The organism is Pseudomonas sp. NPDC089534, from assembly GCF_044749305.1.
Lineage (GTDB): Bacteria > Pseudomonadota > Gammaproteobacteria > Pseudomonadales > Pseudomonadaceae > Aquipseudomonas > Aquipseudomonas ekonensis.
The window spans coordinates 18,975-44,154 of the sequence record NZ_JBIVHR010000051.1 but is presented as its reverse complement, the minus strand read 5'-3'; the positions used below and the strand labels follow the sequence as shown (position 1 = coordinate 44,154).

The window sequence follows — 25,180 nt, the reverse complement described above, 5'->3', positions numbered from 1 at the left end:
TTGGCCTTACCCTGTGCCTGGCTTCAGCGAAAGCGCGGGGCAATCGCCTCGGCGAACGGATAGAAGCCGAACCACGGTTTGGCCTCTTCAAGCACCTGGCGCACGGAGGGGCGCTGCACCAGCCGCTCGAAGTAGTCGCCGAGCCGCCGGTGCTGCGCAGGGAACGCCACCAGCGTGCTGGCATAGAACAGCGCCGGCGCGGCGGCGCAGTCGGCCAGGCTGAAGTCCGGGCCGGCGACCCAGCCGCCGGGCGCCAGTTGCTTGTCGAGCATGCCGTAGGCCGTGTTCAGCAGGCTGCGCTGGGCGCTCAGGTCGCCGTTGCGGGCGTGTATGCGGTCGCCGACGATCTGCTGCACGGGCGTCTGCACGTACTGATCGAAGAAGCGGTCCCACAGGCGCACTTCAAGGGCCGCCTCCCAGCCGTCGGGAATCAGGCGCAGGCCGCCGCCGTGAAAGCGGTCCAGGTACTCGATGATCACGCTCGACTCCGGCACGTCGCGCCGGCGCCCGTGGTCGCGGATCACCGGGAACTTGATCAGCGGCCACAGCGCCTGCAGCTCGGCCCGGTCGGCGTCGCTGGACAGGTCGATGATGCGCCTTTCGAACGCGGTGCCGTGCTCGTAGAGCGCGATCAGCACCTTGTGGCAGTACGACGACAGCGGGTGGTAGTAGAGGGTCAGGGACATGGTCGGATTCCTTGGGGCCGCGCGTCGGTCCTGCCGTGCACCGGCTCAGAACCGCCAGGTCGCGCCGCCGCCGATGATGTGCAGGGCACTGTCCTTGAAGGTGCCGGACAGGGTCGTGCCGGAGCGCCGCTTGGTCTGCTCGTCGTCCATGTCGCCGAGCCAGACCAGGGTGTAGGCCAGGTGCACGTCCAGGCCTTCGTCGACCTGATAGTTCACCCCGGTCGCCAGCCGCCAGGTGTCGCCCATCGGGTTGTCGACGGTGCGGTCCTTGTCGTCCACGGCCGAGCTGTCGTAACCCAGGCCCATGTTCCAGCGCCATTGGCGGGTGGCCTGGTACTGCGCGCCGACGGAGGCGTGCCAGGTGTCCTTGTAGTGCCGGTCCACGGTGCGGTCGACGCCGCCGGCGTTGCTGTCGACTTCCACGCCGATGTTGCCGAAGTCGCTCCAGTCCTGCCAGCCGAGGCTGCCCAGCAGTTTCCATTGCGGGGTCAGGTCATGGGCCACGCTCAGCAGCACGGTCTGCGGCACGTTCATGTCCAGTTCCAGGTCGTCGACATCCAGACGGCGCAGGGCGGCGTTGATGATCGGGTTGCTGACGTTGCGCACGTGGGGCTTGTCCTTGAACTCCAGCCGCACCTTGCTGGTGTAGGCCAGGCCGATCCGGGTGCGCTCGTCGAGCGTGTAGAGCAGGCCCAGGTTGACCCCGGTGCCGACGTCGGTGTCCTTGTACTCCAGCTGGCCGTCCGGCCGGTCCGCGAGGCCGAGCAGGTTGTTGTCGATGGCCATTTCGGTGCGGTAGTAACCGTACACGATGCGCGGGCCGATGCCCACCGAGAGCCGGTCAGTGAAACGATGGGCGACGGTGGGCTGGAACGACACGCCGATCACCGCCGCTTCCTGGGTGAAGTAGCGCCCGGCCCAGTCATCGTCGTAGTCCAGCGCCAGGCCGAAGTTGCCGTACATGCCGAAGCCGATGGCCGAGCGGTCGTCGAGCTGGTGGCTGACGAAGAAGCTTGAGCCCGGCAGCCATTGCAGCGCGTTGCCGCCTTCGTTGCCGTCGAAGCCGTTGCGGCTGTCGCGGGAGAAGGACAGGTCGCCGAGTATCACCTGGGCGTTGGCGCTGATCTGGGTGCCGGCCAGCTCGGTGATCCCGGCGGGGTTGCTCATCAGCACGCTGGGGTCGGTGGCCAGCGCGGCGGCGCCGGCGTTGGCCAGTCCGTTGCCTTCCTGGCCGGCTTCGTAGATCAGGATGCCGCCGGCGACGGCGTCCGTGGCCAGGAGGCCGAGCAGCCAGGGCAGGGCATAGAGGCAGGACGTCGGAGCACCGCACACTCGGATAGGACGCATGCATCGTTCCTCATGGCGCCCGGTGCGCCATTGGTGACGTTCAAACGGTCAGGTAAAAGTAGTCGCTGCACGCGGGTTGTCGAGCCGGGGGCCGTTCGCGGCGTGCCCGTCTGACAACCCCGGTGCCCTGGACTACGCTGCGATCTGTAATGAACCCCTTACCCGGTGAACGAAGGAAGCGACGCATGCGGAGCAGGTTGGCGGCCCTTTTGCTGGTGGTTTTCGCGCTGTCCTGGCCGGTGTCGCTGCGGGCCGGGGACACCCTGAACCCCGTCGGGAACGGCGCCGAACTGAAGGTGGCCAACCGCAGCGTCATGGTGTTCCGCGCCACGGTGCTGGGCGAGGCGCCGGCCGTCAGGGCCAAACGGGCGCGGGCGGTGATCGCCGAGGCATTGGACGCGGGGGACGAACTGGCGGTGAGCGTCGAGGCGGTGCGCGACAGCTATCTGGTGCTGCTGGGCGACAAGCGTGCGTTCATCGTCGATCCGGGGGATGTCGACAGCCTGGCGTACGCCTCCGTCGAGCAGGCCGCGCAAGGGGCGGCGCAGACGTTGCGTCAGGTGGTGGCCGAGACCGGCGAGGCGCGCAACCTGCACCTGATGCTGCGTGCGGCCGGCGCGGCGGCCATCGCCACGGCGGTCTATCTGGCGCTGCTGTGGGGCGTGGCCTGGCTGCGCGGCAAGGTGCTCAAGCGCCTGCCCGAGGTGATGGACCGGCACACCCGGGCGCTGAAGGTGGGTCGGGTGCAGGTGATCGAGAGCAATTTCCTCTATCCGCTGGTGATCCGCCTGTTCTGGCTGTTGCGCTGGCTGGTATTGCTGTTGCTCACGTATGAATGGCTGGGGTTCGTCCTGTCGCGTTTCCCCTACACGCGCCCGTGGGGCGAAAGCCTCAACCGTTACCTGGTCGAGGTGGCCGGCTATCTGTTCCAGGCCATCGTCGGCGCCATTCCGGGGTTGGGCGTGGCCCTGGCGATTTTCTTCATCGCCCGGGGCGCCACCGCGTTCAGCCGCCGGGTGCTCAGGCGCATGGCGGCGCCGGGCACGTTCAACTGGCTCAACGGCGAAACCCTGCAGCCGACCCAGCGCCTGACGTCCCTGGCGATCTGGCTGTTCGCGCTGGCCATGGCCTACCCGTACCTGCCCGGCGCCGACACCGATGCGTTCAAGGGCCTGTCGGTGCTGATCGGCCTGATGATTTCCCTGGGCGCCACCAGCGTGGTGGGGCAGGCGGCGGCCGGGCTGATCCTGACCTACACCCGCACCCTGCGCCCCGGCGAGTTCGTGCGCATCGGCGAATACGAAGGCACGGTGACGGAGCTCGGCATGTTCACCACCAGCATCCGCACCGGCCTGGGCGAGGTGCTGACCCTGCCCAATTCGATGATCACCGGCACGGTCACCAAGAACTATTCGCGCACCGTGCAGGGGCCGGGCTATGTGGTCGACACGGTGGTGACCATCGGCTACGACACGCCGTGGCGGCAGGTGGAAGCGATGCTGCTGGAAGCGGCCCGGCGCACGCCCGGCGTGCTGGAGAAGCCGCCCGCGCAGGTGTTCCAGACCGCGCTGTCGGACTTCTACCCCGAATACCGCCTGGTGGCCCAGGCCATCCCCAGCGAGCCCCGGCCCCGGGCGGTGCTGCTGAGCATGCTGCACGCCAACATCCAGGACGTGTTCAACGAGTACGGCGTGCAGATCATGTCGCCGCATTACCTGGGCGATCCCGAAGAGGAAAAGCGCGTGCCGAAAGAGCAGTGGTACGCCGCGCCGGCGCAGCCGCCGAAGGAGGGCTAGCGCAGGCCGGCGTGGTGGGCTAGCGCCCGTGGGCGGCGTCGGCGAGCTGCCCGGTGTCCACCCGCACGAACACCGAATCGCCGACGGCGGTCAGGGTCTCCCCGGCGTAGACCTCGCAGATGACGCGGGTCTTGCGCCCGACGTCGCCGTCCACCCGGGCCTTGAGCGTCAGCGGCACGCCCATCGGCGTCGGCTTGATGAACTTCAGGCCCAGGTTGCCGGTGACGCAGTCGATGCGCGGCAGGCTGCCGGGTTCGCGCTGTTCGGCCCGGTAGTGGTAGGCCATGGCCGTCCAGTTGGAGTGGCAGTCCACCAGCATCGCGAGCAGGCCGCCGTACACCAGTTCCGGCCAGCCGCAGTACTTGGCCTCGGGCAGGTGCTCGGCCATGACGTGCACGCCGTCTTCGTGCCAGAAACTCTTGACGTGCAGCCCGTGGGGGTTGCGGCCGCCGCAGCCGTAGCAGACGCCTTCCGGTGCCGCGGTGTCTTGCAGGGAAATGCCGGGGGTGGACATGCCTCGATCTTCCTTAACGTGAGTGTCGAACCGGGCGATTCTAACCCTGAACCGCGCGCAAGGAAGGTCCGCCGTCGCACAGGCAGCGACGGCAGGCAAAAAAAAAGCCGCCATGTGGGCAGCGAAGTGAAGAGCACGCGAGGTATTGGGTGCAGTATGGCGACCTGAAAATGACAGTGTCATGACAGGCCTTTCCCGACCGACAGCCGGCCTGCGTCATCAGGCTGTCATCGATCCCGGGGCACACTGCGCGCAAACCGGTTTGCGCATCCCGCGCCGGGTGCCCGCAAGGATCCCTCCATGAAAGAAGACGCCTCCCTGTTTGCCGCCATCGACCTGGGTTCGAATGCGTTTCGCATGATGATCGGGCAGTCGGTCCGGCACAGCCGGGGGTTCGTCATTCAGGAGGTCAAGACCCTGCGCGAGCCGGTGCGCCTGGCCGAGGGGTTCGACGGCGGTGCGCTGGACGAGATGGCCCTGGACCGCGGCTGGCAGGCGCTGGCCCGGTTCGGCAAGAAACTGCGCGGCTTCGAGGCCGGGCGGGTGCGGGCGGTGGCCACCAGCGCCGTGCGCGAGGCCGACAACGCGCCGCTGTTCCTGGCCAGCGCCGAACGCCACCTGGGGTTCCCGATCGATGTCATCTCCGGGCACGAAGAGGCCCGGCTGGTGTATGCCGGCGTCGCGCACGCGATCCCTTGCGCCGAGGACATGCGCCTGGTGGTGGACATCGGCGGCGGCTCCACCGAACTGATCCTGGGGCAGGGCACCCGGCCCTTGCTGACCGAAAGCATCGCGGTCGGCAGCGGCACCCTGAGCGCCCGCTACTTCGGCGGGGGCGACATCTCCCCGGCGGCGCTGCTGGAGGCCGAGCGGGTGGCGATCCTGCAGTTCGAGAAGGTCGCCCGGCGCTACCGGGCCCAGGGTTGGCAGCAGACCATCGGCTCGTCGGGCACCGCCCGCATGCTGGCCAAGGTGCTCAAGGCCAACCGGCTCAACGACGACGGCCTGGGCGGCATCACCTACGGCGGCCTGCTGCGGCTGTCGCTGCGCCTGCTGGAGGTGAAGAACGTCCGCCAACTGAAACTGGCCGGGCTGCAGCCCCACCGGCACGGCATCCTGCCGGGTGGCCTGGTGGTCATGCTGGCCGCCTTCAAGGTGTTCGGGATTGCGCGGATGGTGCCTTCGGAGCCCGGCCTGCGCCTCGGCGTGCTGCATGGCCTGATGTCCCGGCACTGACGGGGCCGGCGGTCATGGCCGGATCGGCAGAACGGCTCCATACTCCATCGGCTGTTGATCTTTCCGACATCACGCGGGTGCAGAGAGGAGCAAGACCATGGGCAACAAACCGACGATCATCCTGGTGCACGGGTTCTGGGGCGGCGCAGCGCACTGGGCCAAGGTCATCATCGAGCTGACGCGCAAGGGCTACACCGATATCCGTGCGGTGGAAATGCCGCTGACCTCGCTGGCCGACGACGCCGAGCGCACCCGCAAGATGATCGCGCAGCAAAGCGGCCCGGTGCTGCTGGTCGGCCATTCCTACGGCGGCGCCGTGATCACCGAGGCGGGCAACCAGCCGAACGTCGTCGGCCTGGTCTACATCGCCGCGTTCGCCCCGGATGCCGGCGAGAGCCCCGGCGGCCTGACCCAGCAGCACCTGCCCGCCGCCGCGCCGAACCTGGCCCCGGACAGCGACGGCTACCTGTGGCTCAAGGCCGACAAGTTCCACGAGAGCTTCTGCCAGGACCTGAGCGCCGAGGACGGGCTGGTCATGGCCGTCACCCAGAAGGCGCCGGTGGCCAGCACCTTCGGCGATGCGATCAGCGTGCCGGCATGGCGGAGCAAGCCGTCCTGGTATCAGATCTCCAGCGAAGACCGCATGATCCATCCCGATAACCAGCGGCACATGTCGTCCCGGCTCGGGGCCAGGAACATCATCACCCTGGACGCCAGCCACGCGTCGCTGGCGTCACGCGCCGCCGAGGTGGCCGCGTTGATCGACGAGGCGGCCAGCGCGGTCTGAGCGCGGGCTGCAAAAGGCCCCGGACGGTCAGCCGGCCTCGGGGTCTTCGGCGACGGCCGGCGGCGTGAGGGGCGTTGCCTGGTAAACCAGCAGTTGCCACTGCTCGCCGGTCTTTTGCCATGCCGTGAGCGTGCGGTTGTGCAGGTGCTTCCTGACGCCGCACGAGGTGACCGTGGCGTCCAGCTCACCGAACGCGATGGCCATTTCGCCGACCCGGGTCACCTTGTCGATCTGGTGGGTGAGGGCGTGATAGACGAATTGCTTGGCGCGGCACTTTTGCAGATAGCTCTTGAGGTCGTCGACGGCGCCGCTGGCGTGGATGTACGTCAGATCCGGGTGGAACAGGTGGCTGAAAATGTCCAGATGGCCGCCGAGCATGGCGGCGCTGCGCTGGGCTTCGCAGGTGCGGATCACCAGATCGATCTGATCGTTATGCGCCATCGCCGGTTCTCCGCGCTGCGGTCACGATGATTTCGATGAGCAGCTTGCCGCCCAGATCCACGCCGTAGCAGGCCCGCTGCGGCCAGTGCTGCGGATCCTCGCCGAGCCAGCGGGCCCAGAGTCCGTCGACGGCGGGCTTGTCGCGCATGTCCGCCAGCAGCACCTGGGCCGACAGCATGAGCGAGGGGTGGGATCCGAGTTGTTCGAGGTTGGCGCTCAGGGCCGCCAGTGCCTGTTCGGTCTGGCCGGCGATGTCCAGGGCGGTGTCCGGCGAGGTCGCCACGGTCCAGACGAGGTCGGCGTATGCGCTGGAACGGCTGCGCCCTGCGTGGCCGCTTGGGACGCGTTCAATGTTGTGCATGGGGCTTCATCCAGGTTGAGGGGGGGGCGGAAACCGGCATCGGCCGGCTTCCGGGGGGCGCGGTCAGACCGGCTGGGTGGCCTCTTCGGCGGCGATGGCGGCCTGCACGCTCGGGCGCGCTTCGATCCGGTTCATGAACGACGCCAGCTCGGTCCAGTTCTTGATGTCGATGTTGAAGAACGGCAGCCACTTGAGCACCGTGAACAGGTAGGCGTCGGCCAGGCCGAAGGCGCCCAGCAGGTAGTCCTTGTTCACCAGACCGCGGTTGAGGTAGTCCAGGCGCTTGTACAGTTTCTGGCGGAAGATCTCCTTGACCGGCTCCGGCAGGTCGGCGTTGAACAGCGGGGCGCTGCCGCCGTGGATCTCCGAGGTGATGAAGTTCAGCAGTTCCTGCAGGCGCGTGCGTTCCCACGTCCCGTTGGCCGGCGCCAGCGAGTTGCCGGGCACCAGGTCCGCCAGGTACTGGACGATCGCCGGGCCTTCGGTCAGCACTTCGCCGTTGTCCAGCACCAGGGCCGCGACGTAGCCCTTGGGGTTGATGTCGCGGAAGTCGCGCCCGTCGGCGGTGTCCTTGGTCTTGTTGTTGACCCGGATCAGCTCGAACGGCAGACCCAGTTCGCGCAGCACGATGTGCGGCGACAGGGAGCAGGTCATCGGGGCAAAGTACAGTTTCATGGCATTTCCTCATAGGCGGGTAGCGGTTACCCAAGCGTGTGGCCGCTCCGGCTTCGGAGCGGCTGTGAACCTCGTTCCAGACATATTGGTGTCATGTCATCCGACGGTAAAATTACGATCCTATGCACCCATCATTAGGTGCCCTTATGGTCTGTCAGGCGACTTTCGCTTCCGTACTGCGAACCGTCATCGGGATGTCGCTGCCCAGGGTCGACTTGCGGATTTCGTTGAGGAACGCCTGGGCCGATGGGGTGCGTTCGCCGGCCTGGGAACAGACCAGGCCGAACTCGCGGTAGATCGGCTTGCTCAGTTCGAAGACCCGCATGCCGCGGCGGTCCACCGGCAGGGTCGAGGCCGGCACGATCGAGATGCCCATGCCTTCACTGATCAGCGCGAACGCAGTGGTCCAGTCGCGCACGGTGATCTTCACGTCCTTGAGCTTCAGGCCTTCGCGCTCGACCAGCGACTGGCCGTTGAGGTGGCAGCCGCCGGTCGCCAGGATGAACGGCTCTTCCACCAGATCCTTGAGCGCCACGGTGCTGGCCGAGGACTTGCGGGCCAGGTCGTGGGTCGCCGGCACCGCCGCCACCCAGGAGTCGCGTCCCAGCAGCAGCGCGCCGCGCGAAGGGCTGGGGTTCATCACCACGCCCAGGTCAATGCTGCTGTTGGCCAGCCATTGTTCGACCTCTTCGTCCGTGCCCTCCAGTGACACGATTTCGATGCCCGGATGCAGTCGGCTGAAGCTTTGCAGCAAAGGCGGCAGCAGGTTGGCGAACACGGACGGGAAACTGGCCAGTTTGATCCGCCCCAGGTGGCAGCCGCGCGAAGCGTCCACCAGGTTCTGGATCGACTCGAACTCGGCCAGCATGCGCCGGGCCCGGTCGATGATCTGCTGGCCGATGGCGGTCGCGCTGGTCTGCCGGCGGTCGCGCACGAACACCTTCACGCCCAGGGCTTCCTCCATCTGGGTCAGGGCCTGGCTGGCTCCGGACTGGGTGATGCCATACCGCTCGGCGGCGCGGGAAACGTTCTCGGCGTCGGCCACGGCGACCAGCAGACGCCAATGCATCAGGTTCATCATCTCAGTAGCTCCTCTTATGTTCGGGTAATCGATTTTTAATTTTACGAAGGGTCTGCACGGCCTCAGGATCGGTTCCCGAATACACAGTGAGGTGTCGCAACGTGCATAAAACCCGGTCAATGGAAGTGACGGTCGGCCCCGCCTCGGCAGTCCCTGTGCTGGTGAGCGTGGCCTTGAGTTCGTTCATGGTTGCGTTGGATGTCACCGCGCTCAACGTGGCGCTGCCGAGCATCGGCCGTGACCTGGCGACAGGCATGGACCGGCTGCAATGGATCGCGGGCGCGTACACCCTGGTGTTCGCCAGCCTGCTGCTGTCGGCCGGTGCGTTGAGCGACCGGCTGGGGGCCCGGCGGGTGTTCCTGTCGGCGCTGCTGGTCTTCACCGTGTCGTCGGTGGCCTGCGGGCTGGCCCAGGGGGTGGTGGCGCTGATCGCCGCCCGTGCCGTGCAGGGCATCGGCGCGGCCCTGATGCTGCCCAGTTCCATGGCCTTGCTGGTCGAGGCCTACCCGGACACCGGCCGGCGCGCCAAGGCGGTGGCCCTGTGGGGCGGGATCTCGGCCACCGCGTTGGTCGCGGGGCCCCTGCTGGGCGGTGCGCTGGTGGAGCTGTTCGACTGGCGTTCGATCTTTTATCTGAACGTGCCGTTCTGTCTGGTGGCGCTGGTGTGCTGCGCCGTGCGGCCCAGCCGCCTGAGCGTGCAGCCGCGCTCGCTCGACTGGCCGGGCCAATTGCTGTCGGCGCTGGCGCTGGTGGCGCTGATCTTTGCCCTGATCGAAGGGCCGGTGCTGGGCTGGCGCAGCGCCTGGGTGATCGGCGCGCTGCTGGCGGCGCTGGTCTCGGCCGCGGCCTTCATCGTTTCGCAGCAGCGCCAGCGGGAACCGATGCTGCCGCTGAACCTGTTCGCGTCCAGGACGTTCTCCGCCGCCATCGGTGCGGGGTTTCTGCAGACCCTGGCGTACTACGGCAGCCTGTTCGCGTTGCCGTTCGCGTTGCAGGCCCAGGGCCGCACGCCGGTGGAGGTCGGCCTGGCGATGATTCCGATGACGGTCGCGACCGGCGTGATGGCCAGTCTGTCGGGGCGTCTGTCCAATGCCTTCGGTGCCCGCAGCGTCGGTGCGGCGGGGATGCTCTGCGGCGCGCTGGGGGCGGCGGCGCTGGCGCTGTACGGGATGGACCGTGTCAGCCTGGTGGTCGGCGGCCTGCTGATCGGCCTTGGCGGAGCGACCCTGCCGGTGATCGTCGGCGCCTGCCTGGCCAGTGTGCCCAGCGGCAAGGTCGGGGTCGGCTCCGGGGTGCTGAACGCCGCTCGCCAATGCGGCGGGGTGACCGGCATCGCCTTGCTCGGGGCCACGCTGGACGGGCCAGGGCGGGCGGCGGGCGCCTTGTCGATCATCGCCCTGGCGTTTCTGGCGGCGGGATTGCTGACGGTGCTGCGTCTGTACACCGTGGAAGTCGATACGGTGAGTGAATGCTGACCGGCGTGCGTGAGCGCGCCGGAGAGTGTTGCAATGAAACAACGTCGCGTCGCCTGCCCCGAAGGTTTCGGGCAGGCGACGGCAACGTTGCGGGTAACGGGTCAGATTGTGAAAGAGCGTTCGGCACGGGCGACGCCGGGGATCAACCCCAGCGGCGCACCGTGCCGCTGTCCAGGCCGAGCAGGTCGAGCATCCGGCCCACCGTGTGGTCGACCATCTCGTCGATGGACTGCGGACGGGCATAGAAGGCCGGCACCGGCGGCATCAGCACGCCGCCCATTTCGCAGACCTGGGCCATGCTGCGCAGGTGGCCCAGGTGCAGCGGCGTTTCGCGCACCATCAGAATCAACGGGCGGCGTTCCTTGAGGGTCACGTCGGCGGCGCGGCTGAGCAGGCTGCCGGTAATGCCGCTGGCGATCTCCGAGAGACTCTTGACCGAACAGGGCGTCACCACCATGCCCAGCGTCTTGAACGAGCCGCTGGAGATCGAGGCGCCGATGTCCGCCGGGTCGTGCACGACGCTGGCCAGGGCCTTGACGTCCGCCACTTTCAGGTCGGTCTCGTGGGCCAGGGTGACCTGGGCCGAGCGGGTCATGATCAGGTGGGTCTCGATCCCGAGCTCGCGCAGCAGCGTCAGCGTGCGTACACCATAGACCACGCCGCTGGCGCCGCTGATGCCCACCACGATGCGCCGTTGCCCGTTACTCATGGGCATCCACCGTCGTGTCGAAGGCCGTGATCGCCGGAACCTCGCCCGGCAGGCCGAGCTCGCTCCAGCGTTCGCGCACGCGCTCATAGACCGACGGACGCAGCAGCGTGCGGGTCGGGAAATTGCGGATGTCGCGGTAGTCCTTGCAGGCATTGATCAACGCCTTGGAGCCGAAGAAACGCTTGGACGGCGGGTTCTGCGCCGGATCCAGCGGCGAGCCGCGGGTGTTGCGCAGGATGTCGATGTCGTCGCTGGGCGTGGCGCGGGTGGCCATGGCCCACAGCACCTGGTTCATGTCGGTGGGGTCGACGTCTTCGTCCACGGCCACGATCCACTTGGTGATGTAGGCGCCGCCCGGCACCTGGCCGGCCAGCGCCAGCGCCTGGGCGGCGTGCCCGGCGTATTTCTGCTCCAGGCTGATGACGATCATGCCGAAGGCCCCGGCGGCGGCCGGCGGGCAATACACGCCCTTGATCCCCTGGATGCCCAGCTTGTCCAGGTCGTTCCAGATCTTGGCCGAGCGGATCGTGGAGAAGAACGCGCTCTGCTCGTTCGAGGGGAAGTCGGCCATCAGCGCGTTGGTCAGGACCGGCCGGGTGCGGTAATGCAGGGCGGTCACCTCGATCAGCGGGCAGTCGATGTCCTTGTAGCCGTAGTAGCCGGTGAACTCGCCGAAAGGGCCTTCCTCACGGGTGGAACCGGGGCGGATGACGCCTTCGATGACGATCTCGGCGGCGGCGGGAATCAGCAGGTCCGAGTGCCGGGCCTTCACCACCTCGATGGGCTTGCCCTTGATGCCGCCGGCGAAATCGTATTCGGACATGCCCGGCGGCAGCGACTGCGAACCGACCACCATCATCAGCGGGTCGATGCCCCAGGCCGCCGCGACGGGCAGCGCCTGGCCCTTGGCCCAGGCCTGGTGGATGTGGCGCAGCGCGTCCTTGCCCGGCGCCAGCGACAGGCCGACCTCGCGCGGGCCCTGGATCATCATCCGGTAGGTGCCGACGTTCAGGTAGCCCGACTCCAGGTCGCGGGTGAACACCGCGTCGGCGGTGCCGGCGTAGGCGCCGCCGTCCCTGGGCCAATGCTTGGGGATGGGCAGGCGGGTCAGGTCGATGTCGTTGCCGGTGAGGGTGTTCTGGTAGATCGGCGCCTGTTCCTCCGATACCTCAAGCGGGGCGATGCTGTGCCGCAGCTTGTCCTTGGTGCGCCGGATCAGCTCCATGGTCGGCGTGTGCGGCGCCTCTTCCAGGGTGATCGCGGTGCGCGCGACGCTCGGGCCGAAGATGTTCCACAGGTGGCGCAGGCCCAGGGGCGAGTCCGGCTGGTCGAACAGCACGGCGGGGGAGGCGGGTTGGCGGGCGACCAGGTAGGTGATGGCGCTCATTTCTTCGAGGGGGTCGACGGCTTGCGAGACGGTCTGCAATTCGCCGATCCGCTCGGCGCGGGCCAGCCAGTCTCGAAGGTCGGCAACCGGTTCAATCAATTCTTTCATCATCAATGTCCGCAGGAACCGAAAAAAGCGGCGGGCGGATCGCTCCGCCCGCCGCACCGGGATCAACGCTTGTCGATCGAGTACTTTCCAGGCCCCAGCAGGCAAAGGAAAAGGAAGCCGCCGGCGATGCTCACGTTCTTGAAGAAGTGCACGAACAGCGTGTGGTGGGCCGCAGGATCGGTGGCGTTCCAGAAGGCATGGCCGATGATCCCGGTGCCGATGGTGTAGACCACGAAGATCGCGGCGATCGGCCGGGTCCAGAAACCGAACAGCAGGGCCAGGCCGCCGAAGAACTCGACGATCGTGGCCACGATGGCCGTGGTTTCGGGGATCGGCGCGTCCACCGACTTGAGGTACGTCACGAAGCTGCCGTGGTCGGTGACGTAGGTGAAACCGAAGTAGCCGTAGAGGATCAGGATCATGATCCGGGCGATCAGGATCATGGCGTCGCGTTGGTCATCGAACAGCTGATAGCGTAAGTACATTCCATTGCTCACAAGTCAGATTGGGTAAGGGATGGTTTCGGCAGGGGCGCGGGCGGTCCGCTGCGCGGCGCCGTCGAACACCTGCGGGTTCACCGCGTTCTCGGGGTTCGGCGCCTGGTCGAACACGTCGAGCACATTGCCCGCCGCCAGTTTCGCCATGCGGCTGACCGCCTCGCGGGAGACCCCGGCCAGGTGCGGCGAGCAGATCACGTTGGGAAGGCCCGGCAGACCGCTGACGTGGGCCGGCGGCTCGGGCAGGAACACGTCCAGGGCCGCCCCGGCGATGCGCTTTTCGGCCAGCAGGCGATACAGCGCCTGCTCGTCGACGATGCCGCCGCGTGCGGTGTTGATCAGGTACGCGTGCGGCTTCATCAGGGCCAGGCGCTCTGCGGACAGGAGGCCGACCGTCTCGGCGGTCTTCGGGCAGTGCAGGCTGACGTAGTCGGCGCTGGCCAATCCCGCCTCCAGCACCGGCACGGGTTGCGCACCGGCCGGCAGGTCCTGCGGCGCCAGGTACGGGTCATAGACCTTGACCCGCATGCCCAGCGCCAGGCACAGCGTGGCGACCCGCGCGCCGATCCGGCCGCAGCCGACCAGCAACACTTCACGACCCTCCAGCTCGGTGGGCAGGTAGTCGTAGCGCTGGTGCCAGTCGCCGCTGCGCACCAGGCCGGTGAGCGCCTCGGTGCGCTTGGCCAGCGCCAGCATGAACCCCAGCGTGTGTTCGGCCACGGCCCGGTGGTTGGCGTTGGCGCAGACCATCACCGGCACACCGGCACCGGTCATGGCCGGCACGTCCACGGCGTCGAACCCGACGCCGATCCGCGAGACCACCTGCAGCCCCCGCGCCCGTTCGAGTTCGGCGCTGCCGAACTTGGTCAGGCCCAGGATCACGGCATGCACGGCATCGAAGCTTTCCAGCAGCGCCTGGAAGCGGCCCTGCTCGATGATGTTGTGGAACTCCACCACTTCGATGTCGTCGCGCTCGCGCAGCATGCGCTTGCCTTCGTCGCCCAGGATATGGGCGATCAGTACGCGTTTCTTGCTCATGCGACGTGCTCCTGTCCGGCGTCGCGGGCGAAGAACTCACCGTCGTTGACGCCGATGCGGAACATCACCCGCTCGGCCTCCCGAGGCAGTTCCGTGGCGCAGTGCCACACCGAACGGTTGTCCCAGATCAGCAGGTCGTTGGGTTCCCACTGATAGTTGAAGATCCGCTCCGGCGTCAGGGCAAACGCCGTCAGCTCGTCGAGCAGCGCCCGGCTCTGCTCCTGCGCATAGCCGCTGATGCGCGTGGTGTAGCCGGGGTTGACGTACAGGCTTTCGCGCCCGGTGCGCGGGTGCACCGCGACGGTCGGGTGGGTGCTGGCCGGAAAGTTTTGTTCCAGGCGGCTGAAGATCTCCTGGATCGACTCGCCGACATCGTCTTCCTTGACCTTGTAGGTCCAGCGCACGTCATGCACGGCCTGGCGGTTGCGCACCCGTTCGTACAGCTCACGCGGCAGGTCGTCGTAGACCGACTGCATATCGACGAACAGGGTGTCGCCGCCGGTCTCGGGCAGTTGCCGGGCGTGCAGCATGGTCAACGGCAACGGCTCGGCCAGGTAGCTGGAGTCGCTGTGCCACATGTTGCCCAGCTTGCGCGCGCCGACGGCGCCCGCGCCGTTGCGGTTGTTGATCACCAGAATGTTCGGGTAGGCCGGGTCGTGGTAACTCTTGAGCTTGAACTGTTCGAGCTCACCGAAACACGCTGCGAACTGCTGATAGCCCTCACGGGTCAGCGTCTGGTTTTTCACCGCGACCACTTTGCGTTCGTAGACCAGTTCCTGCAGGGCGCGAATCTCGCCCAGGGAGGCCGTGTTGATATCGAAGTCCGTCACTGCCGTGACGAAGCTTTCTGCCAGATCCGTTCGCTTCACGTTTGATTCTCCTGTGGCCGCGTCGGTCAAACGGCCAATGCGGCCGGTTGCCGGCCGGCGGCCGCGGCGGTGTCGGCGTTCGATTCGCTGCTCTTGAGCATCAGGCTCAGGTCGAGGATGTCGGACGGGTTGTGCGCCGAGGTGACCGACATGCGCAGCGCCGCCTGACCGCGCGGAACGGTCGGGAAGAACACCACGGAGGTGTAGTGGCCCTGCTGCAGCAGGTACTCGCCCTTGGCGATGGCTTCCTGCTCGTTGCCGATGCGCACGATCCGGATCGGCAGTTCGCTGCCGCTGGTTTCGGTCGGGATCAGGTGGTCGAACAGCTTCATGTTGTTGCGCAGCGCATGCTGCAGCTTGTGCAGTTCCGGCGTGGCGTGGATCTCGGCCGATGCCAGCGCGGCACCCACCGCCGCCATGTTCGGCGCACAGGAGAAACCGTAGGTCGGCGCGTAGCGGCGGATCGAGTTTTCGATGTCGCGGGTGCCCAGCATCAGCAGGCCGCCCGCCGCGCCGTAGCCTTTGCCCAGGGAGGCGGCGACGATGGTGTTGCCGTCCAGGCCGTCAAGCTGGGAACGGACGAAGCCTTCGCCGCGTTGGCCGACGACCGAGATCCCGTGGGCGTCGTCCAGGTAGACGAACAGGCCGTACTTGTCCTGCAGGGCGCGCAGTTCGCGGACCGGCGCAGCGCCGCCCATCGAGTAGGCCCCGTCGCCGACGTAGGCGACCTTGCGGCCGCTCTGGCACAGGCGCTCCAGGTGTTCGAGGTCGTTGTGCTCGATCACGATCACCTCGGTTTCCTCGCGCAGCACCGGGATGTGGTACTGCAGGGTCACGTGGGCGAAACGGTCGAAGGCGATCAGCGGCTTCTCGCCGCCGGTGAACAGGCCGGCGGCCAGCAGGGGCAGGGCGCCCATGTTGGCGGCGGCCACCGTCGGGAAGACCACCACGCCGTTGACGTCGAACAGCTTGGCCAGCGTGTGCTCAAGGCGGGCCAGCGGCTCGGCGGAGAGGCGGGTGCGGGCCACCGAGAAATGCACCGACGGGACTTCGTCCATCGACGCCTTGGCGGCGGCGAGCACTTTAGGGTGGGCGTCCAGGTTGAGGTAGCCGCAGCGGGTGTAGTCGATCACTTCTTTGCCGCTGGTGGCGATTTCGATGCGGCGGTTGTCCAGCACGCGGCAGGAAACCCCCATCAGGCCTTTTTCATAAGCGGCGTCGAAATGCGGGCGGCTGATTTCGGCCATTCGCGAGGCATTGCGTGCTTTCAGTTGTGGCGCTTTTTCGTCCTGGCTGTTGTTGATTTCAACTGTTTTATTCACGGCGATCTCATCCTATGAGTGGGCGTTTTCAGGCCGTTATGGCCTGAAAGCGACGCTAGGATCCTCGACCGCTGAAACATTTTGCAAAGGACTTCTTGAGTGCTACCTTATGACAAAATCTCATGAGCATTAATAAGTCTTATGGTCGCCAGAATTCCTTCCCTCAATGGATTGAGAGCGTTCGAGTCTGCCGCTCGCCATATGAGCTTTACCAAGGCCGCCGAAGAGCTGAACGTCACGCAGACGGCCATCAGCCATCAGATTCGCCGGCTGGAGGATGAACTGGGCATCCGCCTGTTCCTGCGCCTCAAGGACGGACTGGCGCTGACCACCGAAGGGCACGCCTACCTGCCCGGCATCCGCTCGGCCTTTCACGAATTGCGCTATTCCACCGAAATGCTGCGCGAGTCCTGCAACAACAGCGCATTGACCATCAGCACGCTGGTCTCGCTGGCGTCCAAGTGGCTGCTGCCTCGCCTGGCGTCCTTCCAGGACGCGTTCCCCAACATCGACGTGCGCGTCACCGCGTCCACCGAACTGGTGGACTTTCGCAAGGGTGGCATCGATGCCGCGATCCGCTACGGGTTCGGCGACTGGAAGGGCCTGCGGGCCGACTGGCTCATGTCGGACGAGATCTTTCCGGTGTGCAGCCCCAAGCTGCTGACCGGCCCCAAGGCCCTGAAGAAACCGGTCGACCTGGCCAACCACACGTTGCTGCAAGTCAGCGGCATGACCAGCAACGACTGGAACATGTGGCTGAGCGCGGCGGGGCAGCCGAAGAAACTGGCCGAGGGCACGCGGCTCACGTTCGACCTGGCCATGATGGCGGTGCAGGCCGCCATCGACGGGCTGGGCGTGTGCATCGGCCGTTCCACCTACGTGGACGACGACCTGAAGGCCGGCAAGCTGGTGGCGCCGTTCAACCTCAAGCTCAAGTCCGACCTGGGCTTCTACCTGGTGACGCCGCTGGAGATCGCCGACTCGAAGAAAGTCGTGGCGTTCCGCACCTGGCTGATCGACCTGGTGCAGAGCGGCGAAAAGCCCGTTTTGGCGCCGCTCTGAGACGGACTTTGTATGCGCCTGTATCCAGGGCGCCCGCCGATACATTGGCTTGATAAACATTCGGTCTGCGACACATCGGCGGTACATGTCCGGCGCAAGGTAGGCGGGGTCAACCACTGCTTTGAAGAGGACACACCATGCGACGTCATCTGATTCGGCTTTCTGCCGCTGCACTGCTCTGCCTGACCGGCCTGGCGCAGGCGGCGCAACCGTCACCGGCCCCGGCCGCCAAGAACTGGCAGCAAGGCCTGAGCCGCACGGACCTGGTGCGGCAGGACCTGGGGGCGGCGGACCGGGAGGTCATCCAGGCCCGGGTGGATTTCGAACCCGGCGTCACCTCGCCCCGGCACGCGCACCCCGGCGTTGAAGTGGCCTATGTGGTCAGCGGCACGTTCGAGTACCAACTCGAAGGGCGCGCACCGGTCACGCTCAAGGCCGGCGATTCGCTGTTCATCCCTGCCGGGGTGGCGCACATCGCCAAGAACGTCGGCACCGACAAGGGCTCGGAACTGGCGACCTACATCGTCGAGAAAGGCCAGCCGCTGCTGATCCTCAAGCAATGAATCCCGGCGCCTGAAACAAGAAAAGGCCTGCCATGACGGCAGGCCTTTTCATTGCCGCCCGAATCAGGCGAGGTTGAGGGTGACCGCGATGTTGCCGCGGGTCGCCTTGGAGTAAGGGCAGGTCTGGTGGGCGGTGTCCACCACGGTGCGGGCCACCGCAGGATCCAGCCCCGGCAGGCTGACGTTCAGGCGGGCCTGCAGGAAGAACGCGTTGTCTTCCTTGCACAGGTCGATTTCGGTGTCGACCGCCACATCCGCCGGCAGCCGGATCTTCAGCGCCGCCGCAGCCTTGCCCATCGCCCCGATGAAACAGGCCGACCAGCCGGCCGCCAGCAGTTGCTCAGGGTTGGTGCCGGCCCCGCCGGAACCCGGCGGCGAGAGCTGGATGTCGAGGTTGCCGTCGGAACTGCGCGCGGCGCCCTCGCGGCCGCCGGTGGTGCGGGTCTTGCCGGTGTACAGCACGGTGTCGTTGGAATGGGTCATGGGATCTCTGCCTTGTGCGTGGGTCGAAGCCGGACGGCTTCGATGGAGCGCACTGTGGCAGCGGCATGTATTGGGGATGTGTCGCGCAGGGAGGGGTTGTGTATCGCTTTGTAGGCCTGGGCGCGCAGCAGCTTTTTGTGGCGAGGGAGCTTGCTCCCGCTGGGCTGCGCAGCAGGCCTTCTTTTCCAGGGCCGCTGCGCGCCCCAGCGGGAGCAAGCTCCCTCGCCACAGAGGTCAGCCGCAAGGGCAAGCCACAGGGTAAGCCATAGGGGCAAACGATCATGAGGCCCGCGCAGGGCGGGCTTCATGATCAGTCTTCGGGTCTCACGGTCGGTGCAGTTCCGAAGGCTTTGGCGCGGGTCTAGATCCGGTGGATCTGGGTGATGTGCGGCTTGCCGTTGATCGGCGCGTAGATTTCCACGATCGCTTGCCAGCTGCCTGAGGAGCCCGGCAGCGTCGCCTTCGACAGATAGCGGTAGTTGGTGCCGTTGACGACTTGGGTCGAGACTTCTTCAGGTGCGTAGTTCACGCCGACGAAACCGGCCAGGGCTTCTTTGAAGACTTCCTGATCCTTCGGCGTCAGTTTGTGGTACGGAGTCCATCCACCAACGAGATGTGCTTGAGCTGTCATGAATTAAATCTCCATATTTAAGTTCCTACTCGTCTGGCTTTTCGGAGTTCGCCCCGTCTATTCAATGGTTTCCGGAATCCATGTCCTGACCGGTTTTCCGCGTGGCCCTGCCTGCCGTGAGGCGCGTTGCCCGGGAAAACACCGAAATGACCCTCCAGTCGGTGTGGGGAGTGTAGGTCAGGTTCGTGAAGGTTCAAGGCAGGGGCGCACGGAGGCAGGAACCACGATGACGGGCGCCGTGCGTCGGCATGAAGGGAACAGCGGGAGGGGCCTGGTTGGCCCACCCATGGCAGACCCTTTGCAGTTTCCGGCTTGCGCATTGGCTTTAGGAAATTTCCTACAAATTGCCGGGATAAATCCTTCGTTACCTGTGGAATGTAATTGCGAGAATTTTCACCTCAAGTCATTGCGAGTAGTTGACGAGATGTGTGTACCCAGCGTTTTGGTTTTGGAGGGTCAATCGTTTCAGCGTGGCACGTTGGTGAAGGCTCTTCAGCATCTGGGCGTCAACGACATACTGCAGGCGAGCGACAGCGAACAGGCGATGGTGCAGGTCAGCCGGGTGGGGGGCGTTGATATCGTGCTCTGCGACCTGAGCCATTCGGCCGTCGACTGCCTGGCGTTCCTGACCCAGGCCGGGGAAGGGGGAATGGCCCGAGCGGTCGCGGTGTGCAGCGACCTGAAGCCGGAGCTGCGCCGTGCGGTCGAACAGATGACCTGTCTGTCGGGGCTGCAGATGCTGGGCGTCCTGAGCAAACCCACGCAACTGTATACGTTGCAGGAAATCCTCAATCGCTATACCCGCCGGTGGCTGGCCGACGAAGCCGAGCCGGTGCCGCCCGCCAGGCTGCCGAGCGAAGAGGACGTTCGCCGGGGCCTGACCCAGGGCGAGTTCAAGGCCTGGTTCCAACCCAAGTTCGACCTGAAGACCGCCGAGGTGGCCGGGGCAGAGGCGCTGGTGCGCTGGCAGCATCCCGTCAAGGGGTTGCTGTTGCCCAAGGACTTTTTGGCCGCCGTGCTGGCCTACGACCTGATCGATGAAATGCTCAGGCAACTGCTGGAGCAAGGCGTGGCCCTGCTGCATGCTTTGCACCGCGCCGGCCTGCATCTGGAGCTGGCGTTCAATCTCCACGCCTCGCAACTGGCGCGCAACGACCTGATCGATCACATCAATCGCCTGCTCGACCTTCATGGCATCCCAGGCTCGAAACTGTTGTTCGAAGTCGCCGAAAACGGCTTGCTGGACGTTCCCCGCACGACCCGGGAAAACCTGGTGCGCCTGCGCATGATGGGGTGCGGCCTGTCGATCGATGATTTCGGCATGGGTTTTTCGTCGTTGACGCTGCTCTGCCAACTGCCGTTCAACCAGCTCAAGCTCGACGGGCAGCTTGTCCGCGCCATCGACGATCCGCGCACCCATGCGATGGTCACCAGCACCGTGGCGCTGGCCCGCGCGCTGAACATGAGCCTGGTGATCGAAGGCGTCGGCAGCCGCGCCATCCGCGACGGACTGGTGACGATGGGGTGTTCGTTCGGGCAGGGGTTCCACCTGGCGCGCCCGATGGAGGCCGAGCGGCTGCTGCGGTGGCTGCAGGCGCCTGAATCACCCGCCTGAGCGCGGCAGCCCCGGTTCCTGGACAGTCCGATTCAATTGCCTGATGACTGAATCAAGCAGGCAGCATAAGCCAGTGATTTGTTCCATACTTTTGTGATGCATGGCCCATTCGTCACTGGTATTTCCTGTGCGTACCGCAGTGAGGTTCAAATGCATAAAGCGTTGGTTGTAGACGATCATCCGTTCATCCGGGCGACAGTGAAGGTACTGCTTGAACGCGAGCAGTTCGAAGTCGTCGCCGAGGCCGACAATGGCGCCGATGCCGTGCAGATGGCTCGCAAGCATCAGCCGGAACTGATTCTGCTGGACATCGCCATGCCCAGCCTCGATGGCCTGGAAGTCATCAACCGGATCAGTGCGCTGAAGCTGTCGAGCAAGATCCTGGTGCTGACCTCTCAGTCTGCGGCGTTCTACGCCATGCGCTGCATGAAGGCGGGCGCGGCGGGCTACATTTCGAAAACCGATGAACTGAGCGAACTGAGCAAGGCGATCAAGGCGTTGATGGCCGGCTATACCTTTTTTCCCAACCTTGCCGGAAACTCCGTACGCCGCAGCGACATCGACTCCACTGAACTGGAGATGATCCGCGGGCTGTCGGACCGGGAGCTGGTCATTCTGCAGCAGCTCGCCCGGGGCTTGAGCAACAAGGAGATCGGTGACGCCATGCTGTTGAGCAACAAGACGGTCAGTACCTACAAGACCCGCCTCATCGAAAAGCTCAATGTGAAGTCGGTGGTGTACCTGGCCGACTTCGCCAAGCGCAACAACCTGATCTGAATGAAGACTCTTCTGCGTTGCTTCGCACTGGCCGTCTGCCTGCTCGGCCAGTGGGGGAACGTTTCGCCGGCGCAGGCGGCGGTGCAGGCCCTGAACCTCTTCGGCCGCTCGACCGGCGAACTGCCGGCGGTCGTGCTGGAGGAGGCGGACTGGCGCTGGCTGCGCAACAAGGGCTCGCTGCGCCTGGGGGCGGCGCTGCCGGACAATGCGCCCTTCGGCATGATCACCGGAGGCCAGGACTACGAGGGCATCACGGCCGACTACGCCGCGCTGCTGGCCGGCATGCTGCACATCAAGATCGAAGTGCGTCGCTACGACTCCCGGGGTGAAGCGATGCAGGCGCTCAGGGACGGCGAGGTGGACCTGGTGGGCGCCGTCAACAGTTTCGACGGCACCGACCCCGAACTGGCGCTCACCACGGCCTATGTGCAGGCCCCGTCGGTGCTGGTGACGCGCAGCGGCGCCAGCAAGGCGCTGGCGCCGGACCTGGCCGGCGAACGGCTCGCCATCGTCGATCACCTTCAGCCGACGGATGCGGTGGTCGCGAACTACCCCAAATCCGAGCTCCAGTTCCATACCTCGGCCCAGAACGCCATCGGCGCCGTGGCGTTCAATCAGGCGGACGCTTACCTGGGCGATGCCGTCAGCACCCATTATCTGGTGGGCAAGTACTTCCTCAACGATGTCTACCTGACGACGTTGTCGGGTGTGCTCAGCACGCATTTCTCCTTTGCCCTGAACCAGCGCAACAGTCAGTTGCTGCACATTCTCAACGCTGCGCTGGAGGTGATCCCGATCAGCGACCGCATGGCGATCCTGCGTCGGTGGGGGGCTGGGGACCTCAATGTCGCCGGCCTGGATCCGCTCCCGTTCACCGCCGCCGAACAGCGCTGGATGCAAAACCATCCGCGCCTGACCGTGGCCGTCAACGACGGCCTTCCGCCGGTCTCTTTCTTTGACGGGCAGGGCGAGTTCCGGGGCATCGGCGCCGAAGTGCTGGCCAAGGTCAGCCAGCGCACAGGGCTGAAGTTCGATGTGGTGCGCAGCAGTTCGATGGAAAAGCTGATCGAGCAGATCCGGGCCGGCAAGGCGGACCTGATCGCGGCCTTCACCCCCAGCACTGCCCGTGAAGGCGAGCTGCGCTTCACCCGGCCGTACCTGACCAGCCCGTTCGTGCTGATCACGCGGGACCTGCCGGACAGGGCGCAATCGCTGCAGGCCATGGTCGGCAAACGCCTGGCGATGCGCCGCGGCAATGCGCTGCAAGACTATATCCGCGAGTCCTTCCCGGGCATCCAGCTCATCGAGACAACAACGTCGGCCGAGGCCTTGGCGCTGGTGGACAAAGGCGAAGCGGATGGCGCCCTCAATTCGCTGATCAACGGGCGCTACATGATTCTGCGCCAGTACCGCGACCGCCTGCGGGTGGCCGGTGTCGTCGGGCCTCTGTCGGCGCCGACCGGGTTCGCCACCGACCGCGGGGCGCTGGAGCTGTACTCGATCCTGGACAAGGCCCTGCAAAGCATTCCCCCGGAAGAACTCGACGAACTGACCAGCCGCTGGCGCCACGACGTGGTGATCGACAACGACAGTTGGCTGCACCATCGCTCGGCGGTCATTCAGGGCTTTGTCATCTTTGCGCTGCTGCTGATGCTGGCGGCGGTCTGGATCATTCATCTGCGCAAGCTCGTGTCCACCCGGGAAAAGGCCGAACGGGCGCTCAACGACCAGATGGAATTCATGCGCGCCTTGATCGACGGCACGCCCCATGCGATCTACGTGCGCGACCGCGAAGGCCGACTGATCAGCTGCAACTCGGCCTACCTAGACGCCCTGGGCCTGCCGCGCGAAGCCGTGATGGGCAAGCGGCTGACCGACAGCTCGGTGGTGGGGCATTCCGACGCCCAGACCTTCCAGGCCGAATACGTCAAGGTCATGGAGAGCGGCACGCGGTGGATCCAGGACCGCACCTACATCCACAGCGATGGCGTGGTGCACACGGTGTATCACTGGATGCTGCCGTACCACACCAGCGAAGGCGTGGTGATGGGCATCATCGCCGGCTGGATCGACATCAGCGACCGTCAGCGCCTGATGGACCAGCTGCAGAGCGCCAAGAAAAGCGCCGACGACGCCAACCGGGCGAAAACCACCTTCCTGGCGACCATGAGCCATGAGATCCGCACGCCGATGAATGCGGTGATCGGCATGCTCGAGCTGGCGATGAAGAAGGCCGATCAAGGCGTGATGGACCGCTTTGCCATCGAGGTCGCCTCGGGGGCGGCCAGGGGCTTGCTGGATCTGATCGGCGACATCCTCGACATCGCGCGGATCGAGTCCGGGCGGCTGTCCCTGACCCCGCAACGGGCCAGCCTGCGTGAGCTGGTCGAGTCGGTGGTGCGCATGTTCGAAGGCGTGGCCCGGCAGAAGGGCCTGAGGCTGCTGCTGGACTTCGACCTCAAGGCCAGTCGCGACGTGCTGATCGACCCTCTGCGCTTCAAGCAGATCCTGTCCAACCTGCTGAGCAACGCCATCAAGTTCACCGACGAAGGCGAAGTGCGCCTGAGCGTTCAGGCGGTGTTGGGCGCGTGCGGCGAACGCCTGAGGATCCACGTCCAGGTGAAGGATTCCGGCATCGGCATTTCGGCCGAAGACCAGGCGCTGCTGTTCAATCCGTTCGGCCAGGCCCGCCACAATCATCAGTCGGCGCGGGGCGGTTCGGGCCTGGGGCTGGTCATCAGCCGCACCCTGTGCGAAATGATGGACGGAGAGCTGAACCTGACCAGTGCGCCAGGCAAGGGCACGCAGATCGACATCTGCCTCGATCTCCTGATCCTGCAACCGGTGCCGGCCGCCGAGCTGCCGGCGGCCGAACTCACGGATCAGGCGAGCATGCTGAACATCCTGGTGATCGACGACTACCCGGCCAACCGGTTGCTGCTTTCCCAGCAACTGTCTTACCTGGGCCACAGCGTCAGCGACGCCGAGGACGGCGCCCATGGCCTGCGCGCCTGGCGCAACGGCCGTTTCGATGTGGTGATCACCGACTGCAACATGCCGGTCATGAACGGCTATGAGTTGACGCGGGCCATCCGTGACGAAGAACAGTCCACGGGGGCCGGGCCCTGCTTGATCCTCGGATTGACCGCCAACGCCCAGCCGGAGGAAAAGGACCGCTGCCTGGCAGAGGGGATGGACGACTGCCTCTTCAAGCCGATCAGCCTGGGTGACCTGAGCGCCCGGCTGGCCTCGGTGCAGTCCGCCTTGGAGTCACCCGCGCAGGGTGTCCCTGGTCCCGCGGCCGAGGGCGACATCAACCTGAACAGCCTGCAGCAACTGACCCGGGGCGACCAGAGCGCCGTCAGGAAACTGTTGGGGGATCTGGCCAGCAGCAACGAAGAGGACATGTTGCGGCTCATCAAGCTGTTCGGCGAACACGACCTGTCTGGGCTTTCCGACCTAGCCCACCGAGTGAAGGGCGGGGCACGGATCATCAAGGCGGGCGCTCTGATTCAGTGCTGCGAGCAGTTGGAGGCCGTCTGCATGGGGGCTGACGCCGCCGCCCTGACCGAGGCGGTGGATGCGTTGCAGCAAGCGATGGAGCGCCTGGCGCATACGCTGGAGCACCGGATCGGCAATCCGGGCACGGTGGAGTCTTGAGTCTTCTGTCGTCCCGGATCTGAGCCGTCTGGATGTCCTATTAGTTTTCGGAAATTTCCT

24 protein-coding genes are annotated in these 25,180 nt (G+C 65.9%); 9 read left to right on the top strand and 15 right to left on the bottom strand.

Annotation, left to right across the window (positions count from 1 at the left end):
• Window positions 1-23: 23 nt before the first annotated feature.
• Both ACIP0B_RS16885 and ACIP0B_RS16880 read right to left on the bottom strand, forming a co-directional pair.
• Complete coding sequence (locus tag ACIP0B_RS16885) at window positions 24-686, bottom strand: glutathione S-transferase family protein (RefSeq protein ID WP_400833904.1); 663 nt, start codon at window positions 684-686, stop codon at window positions 24-26.
• 45 nt (window positions 687-731) lie between these two features.
• Complete coding sequence (locus ACIP0B_RS16880; protein WP_400833901.1) at window positions 732-2,033, bottom strand: OmpP1/FadL family transporter; 1,302 nt, start codon at window positions 2,031-2,033, stop codon at window positions 732-734.
• Window positions 2,034-2,218: 185 nt separating this feature from the next.
• On the opposite strand from ACIP0B_RS16880, the gene ACIP0B_RS16875 reads away from it, so the two are divergent.
• On the top strand, window positions 2,219-3,829 hold the full coding sequence (locus ACIP0B_RS16875) for a mechanosensitive ion channel family protein (protein ID WP_400833898.1): 1,611 nt from the start codon (window positions 2,219-2,221) through the stop codon (window positions 3,827-3,829).
• Window positions 3,830-3,848: 19 nt separating this feature from the next.
• Here ACIP0B_RS16875 and ACIP0B_RS16870 read toward each other — a convergent pair whose 3' ends face one another.
• On the bottom strand, window positions 3,849-4,343 hold the full coding sequence (locus ACIP0B_RS16870; RefSeq protein WP_400833895.1) for a PaaI family thioesterase: 495 nt from the start codon (window positions 4,341-4,343) through the stop codon (window positions 3,849-3,851).
• Between the two features lie 300 nt (window positions 4,344-4,643).
• Here ACIP0B_RS16870 and ACIP0B_RS16865 point away from each other — a divergent pair, with 300 nt between their 5' ends.
• Together ACIP0B_RS16865 and ACIP0B_RS16860 are read left to right on the top strand one after the other, a co-directional pair.
• On the top strand, window positions 4,644-5,579 hold the full coding sequence (locus ACIP0B_RS16865; protein WP_400833892.1) for a Ppx/GppA family phosphatase: 936 nt from the start codon (window positions 4,644-4,646) through the stop codon (window positions 5,577-5,579).
• A 97-nt stretch (window positions 5,580-5,676) separates the two neighbouring features.
• On the top strand, window positions 5,677-6,366 hold the full coding sequence (locus ACIP0B_RS16860) for an alpha/beta hydrolase (protein ID WP_400833890.1): 690 nt from the start codon (window positions 5,677-5,679) through the stop codon (window positions 6,364-6,366).
• A gap of 27 nt (window positions 6,367-6,393) precedes the next feature.
• Here ACIP0B_RS16860 and ACIP0B_RS16855 read toward each other — a convergent pair whose 3' ends face one another.
• The 4 genes from ACIP0B_RS16855 to ACIP0B_RS16840 form a co-directional block, all read right to left on the bottom strand.
• Window positions 6,394-6,807, bottom strand: coding sequence for a nuclear transport factor 2 family protein (locus tag ACIP0B_RS16855; RefSeq protein ID WP_400833887.1), 414 nt, complete (start codon window positions 6,805-6,807; stop codon window positions 6,394-6,396).
• Entirely contained in the window at window positions 6,797-7,168 is a 372-nt protein-coding gene (locus ACIP0B_RS16850; RefSeq protein WP_400833884.1) for a Rid family hydrolase, read from the bottom strand. Before ACIP0B_RS16850 ends, ACIP0B_RS16855 begins: the two co-directional genes overlap by 11 nt.
• Window positions 7,169-7,231: 63 nt before the next feature.
• Complete coding sequence (gstA, locus tag ACIP0B_RS16845) at window positions 7,232-7,843, bottom strand: glutathione transferase GstA (protein ID WP_400833882.1); 612 nt, start codon at window positions 7,841-7,843, stop codon at window positions 7,232-7,234.
• A 154-nt stretch (window positions 7,844-7,997) separates the two neighbouring features.
• On the bottom strand, window positions 7,998-8,924 hold the full coding sequence (locus ACIP0B_RS16840) for a LysR family transcriptional regulator (protein WP_400833879.1): 927 nt from the start codon (window positions 8,922-8,924) through the stop codon (window positions 7,998-8,000).
• 119 nt (window positions 8,925-9,043) lie between these two features.
• Here ACIP0B_RS16840 and ACIP0B_RS16835 point away from each other — a divergent pair, with 119 nt between their 5' ends.
• Window positions 9,044-10,399, top strand: a complete 1,356-nt coding sequence (locus ACIP0B_RS16835) for an MFS transporter (RefSeq protein ID WP_400833907.1) — start codon at window positions 9,044-9,046, stop codon at window positions 10,397-10,399.
• Window positions 10,400-10,541: 142 nt separating this feature from the next.
• On the opposite strand, the gene ACIP0B_RS16830 is transcribed toward ACIP0B_RS16835, so the two are convergent.
• From ACIP0B_RS16830 to ACIP0B_RS16805, 6 genes are all read right to left on the bottom strand, one after another.
• Window positions 10,542-11,108, bottom strand: coding sequence for a UbiX family flavin prenyltransferase (locus ACIP0B_RS16830; protein WP_400833876.1), 567 nt, complete (start codon window positions 11,106-11,108; stop codon window positions 10,542-10,544).
• Window positions 11,101-12,603 carry a UbiD family decarboxylase gene (locus tag ACIP0B_RS16825; protein WP_400833873.1) on the bottom strand — a complete coding sequence of 501 codons (1,503 nt, stop codon included), beginning with the start codon at window positions 12,601-12,603 and terminating at the stop codon, window positions 11,101-11,103. The genes ACIP0B_RS16830 and ACIP0B_RS16825 overlap by 8 nt, the downstream gene beginning before the upstream one ends.
• Before the next feature lie 62 nt (window positions 12,604-12,665).
• On the bottom strand, window positions 12,666-13,088 hold the full coding sequence (locus ACIP0B_RS16820) for a DoxX family protein (protein WP_400833870.1): 423 nt from the start codon (window positions 13,086-13,088) through the stop codon (window positions 12,666-12,668).
• A 15-nt stretch (window positions 13,089-13,103) separates the two neighbouring features.
• The gene (locus ACIP0B_RS16815) at window positions 13,104-14,138 is read right to left on the bottom strand and encodes a hydroxyacid dehydrogenase (protein ID WP_400833867.1); all 1,035 of its coding nucleotides are present in this window, start codon (window positions 14,136-14,138) and stop codon (window positions 13,104-13,106) included.
• Complete coding sequence (locus ACIP0B_RS16810) at window positions 14,135-15,007, bottom strand: TauD/TfdA dioxygenase family protein (RefSeq protein WP_400833864.1); 873 nt, start codon at window positions 15,005-15,007, stop codon at window positions 14,135-14,137. Before ACIP0B_RS16810 ends, ACIP0B_RS16815 begins: the two co-directional genes overlap by 4 nt.
• A gap of 26 nt (window positions 15,008-15,033) precedes the next feature.
• Window positions 15,034-16,329 (bottom strand): aminotransferase class I/II-fold pyridoxal phosphate-dependent enzyme, encoded by a 1,296-nt coding sequence (locus tag ACIP0B_RS16805; protein WP_400833861.1) that lies wholly within the window; start codon window positions 16,327-16,329, stop codon window positions 15,034-15,036.
• Between the two features lie 141 nt (window positions 16,330-16,470).
• Between ACIP0B_RS16805 and ACIP0B_RS16800 the strand changes: the two genes are divergently transcribed.
• Entirely contained in the window at window positions 16,471-17,391 is a 921-nt protein-coding gene (locus ACIP0B_RS16800; RefSeq protein ID WP_400833858.1) for a transcriptional regulator GcvA, read from the top strand.
• 137 nt (window positions 17,392-17,528) lie between these two features.
• Window positions 17,529-17,954 (top strand): cupin domain-containing protein, encoded by a 426-nt coding sequence (locus tag ACIP0B_RS16795; RefSeq protein ID WP_400833856.1) that lies wholly within the window; start codon window positions 17,529-17,531, stop codon window positions 17,952-17,954.
• Window positions 17,955-18,017: 63 nt separating this feature from the next.
• Here the strand turns inward: ACIP0B_RS16795 and ACIP0B_RS16790 are convergent, their stop codons facing one another.
• On the bottom strand, window positions 18,018-18,437 hold the full coding sequence (locus ACIP0B_RS16790) for an organic hydroperoxide resistance protein (protein ID WP_400833854.1): 420 nt from the start codon (window positions 18,435-18,437) through the stop codon (window positions 18,018-18,020).
• A 361-nt stretch (window positions 18,438-18,798) separates the two neighbouring features.
• Window positions 18,799-19,068 carry a hypothetical protein gene (locus ACIP0B_RS16785; protein ID WP_400833852.1) on the bottom strand — a complete coding sequence of 90 codons (270 nt, stop codon included), beginning with the start codon at window positions 19,066-19,068 and terminating at the stop codon, window positions 18,799-18,801.
• A gap of 481 nt (window positions 19,069-19,549) precedes the next feature.
• On the opposite strand from ACIP0B_RS16785, the gene ACIP0B_RS16780 reads away from it, so the two are divergent.
• The 3 genes from ACIP0B_RS16780 (at window position 19,550) to ACIP0B_RS16770 (ending at window position 25,120) form a co-directional block, all read left to right on the top strand.
• Complete coding sequence (locus tag ACIP0B_RS16780) at window positions 19,550-20,683, top strand: EAL domain-containing protein (RefSeq protein WP_400833849.1); 1,134 nt, start codon at window positions 19,550-19,552, stop codon at window positions 20,681-20,683.
• Window positions 20,684-20,833: 150 nt separating this feature from the next.
• Window positions 20,834-21,460 carry a response regulator transcription factor gene (locus ACIP0B_RS16775; protein ID WP_273896777.1) on the top strand — a complete coding sequence of 209 codons (627 nt, stop codon included), beginning with the start codon at window positions 20,834-20,836 and terminating at the stop codon, window positions 21,458-21,460.
• Window positions 21,461-25,120, top strand: coding sequence for a transporter substrate-binding domain-containing protein (locus ACIP0B_RS16770; protein WP_400833846.1), 3,660 nt, complete (start codon window positions 21,461-21,463; stop codon window positions 25,118-25,120).
• Window positions 25,121-25,180 lie beyond the last annotated feature (60 nt).

Coding starts and splice junctions, on each gene's coding strand:
- ACIP0B_RS16790 (WP_400833854.1), bottom strand. CDS start 18,437: ATGACCCATTCCAACGACACCGTGCTGTACACCGGCAAGACCCGCACC.
- ACIP0B_RS16885 (WP_400833904.1), bottom strand. CDS start 686: ATGTCCCTGACCCTCTACTACCACCCGCTGTCGTCGTACTGCCACAAG.
- ACIP0B_RS16820 (WP_400833870.1), bottom strand. CDS start 13,088: ATGTACTTACGCTATCAGCTGTTCGATGACCAACGCGACGCCATGATC.
- ACIP0B_RS16840 (WP_400833879.1), bottom strand. CDS start 8,924: ATGATGAACCTGATGCATTGGCGTCTGCTGGTCGCCGTGGCCGACGCC.
- ACIP0B_RS16800 (WP_400833858.1), top strand. CDS start 16,471: ATGGTCGCCAGAATTCCTTCCCTCAATGGATTGAGAGCGTTCGAGTCT.
- ACIP0B_RS16875 (WP_400833898.1), top strand. CDS start 2,219: ATGCGGAGCAGGTTGGCGGCCCTTTTGCTGGTGGTTTTCGCGCTGTCC.
- ACIP0B_RS16830 (WP_400833876.1), bottom strand. CDS start 11,108: ATGAGTAACGGGCAACGGCGCATCGTGGTGGGCATCAGCGGCGCCAGC.
- ACIP0B_RS16860 (WP_400833890.1), top strand. CDS start 5,677: ATGGGCAACAAACCGACGATCATCCTGGTGCACGGGTTCTGGGGCGGC.
- ACIP0B_RS16870 (WP_400833895.1), bottom strand. CDS start 4,343: ATGTCCACCCCCGGCATTTCCCTGCAAGACACCGCGGCACCGGAAGGC.
- ACIP0B_RS16785 (WP_400833852.1), bottom strand. CDS start 19,068: ATGACAGCTCAAGCACATCTCGTTGGTGGATGGACTCCGTACCACAAA.
- ACIP0B_RS16795 (WP_400833856.1), top strand. CDS start 17,529: ATGCGACGTCATCTGATTCGGCTTTCTGCCGCTGCACTGCTCTGCCTG.
- ACIP0B_RS16880 (WP_400833901.1), bottom strand. CDS start 2,033: ATGCGTCCTATCCGAGTGTGCGGTGCTCCGACGTCCTGCCTCTATGCC.
- ACIP0B_RS16815 (WP_400833867.1), bottom strand. CDS start 14,138: ATGAGCAAGAAACGCGTACTGATCGCCCATATCCTGGGCGACGAAGGC.
- ACIP0B_RS16855 (WP_400833887.1), bottom strand. CDS start 6,807: ATGGCGCATAACGATCAGATCGATCTGGTGATCCGCACCTGCGAAGCC.
- ACIP0B_RS16835 (WP_400833907.1), top strand. CDS start 9,044: ATGGAAGTGACGGTCGGCCCCGCCTCGGCAGTCCCTGTGCTGGTGAGC.
- ACIP0B_RS16865 (WP_400833892.1), top strand. CDS start 4,644: ATGAAAGAAGACGCCTCCCTGTTTGCCGCCATCGACCTGGGTTCGAAT.
- gstA (WP_400833882.1), bottom strand. CDS start 7,843: ATGAAACTGTACTTTGCCCCGATGACCTGCTCCCTGTCGCCGCACATC.
- ACIP0B_RS16770 (WP_400833846.1), top strand. CDS start 21,461: ATGAAGACTCTTCTGCGTTGCTTCGCACTGGCCGTCTGCCTGCTCGGC.
- ACIP0B_RS16775 (WP_273896777.1), top strand. CDS start 20,834: ATGCATAAAGCGTTGGTTGTAGACGATCATCCGTTCATCCGGGCGACA.
- ACIP0B_RS16850 (WP_400833884.1), bottom strand. CDS start 7,168: ATGCACAACATTGAACGCGTCCCAAGCGGCCACGCAGGGCGCAGCCGT.
- ACIP0B_RS16825 (WP_400833873.1), bottom strand. CDS start 12,603: ATGAAAGAATTGATTGAACCGGTTGCCGACCTTCGAGACTGGCTGGCC.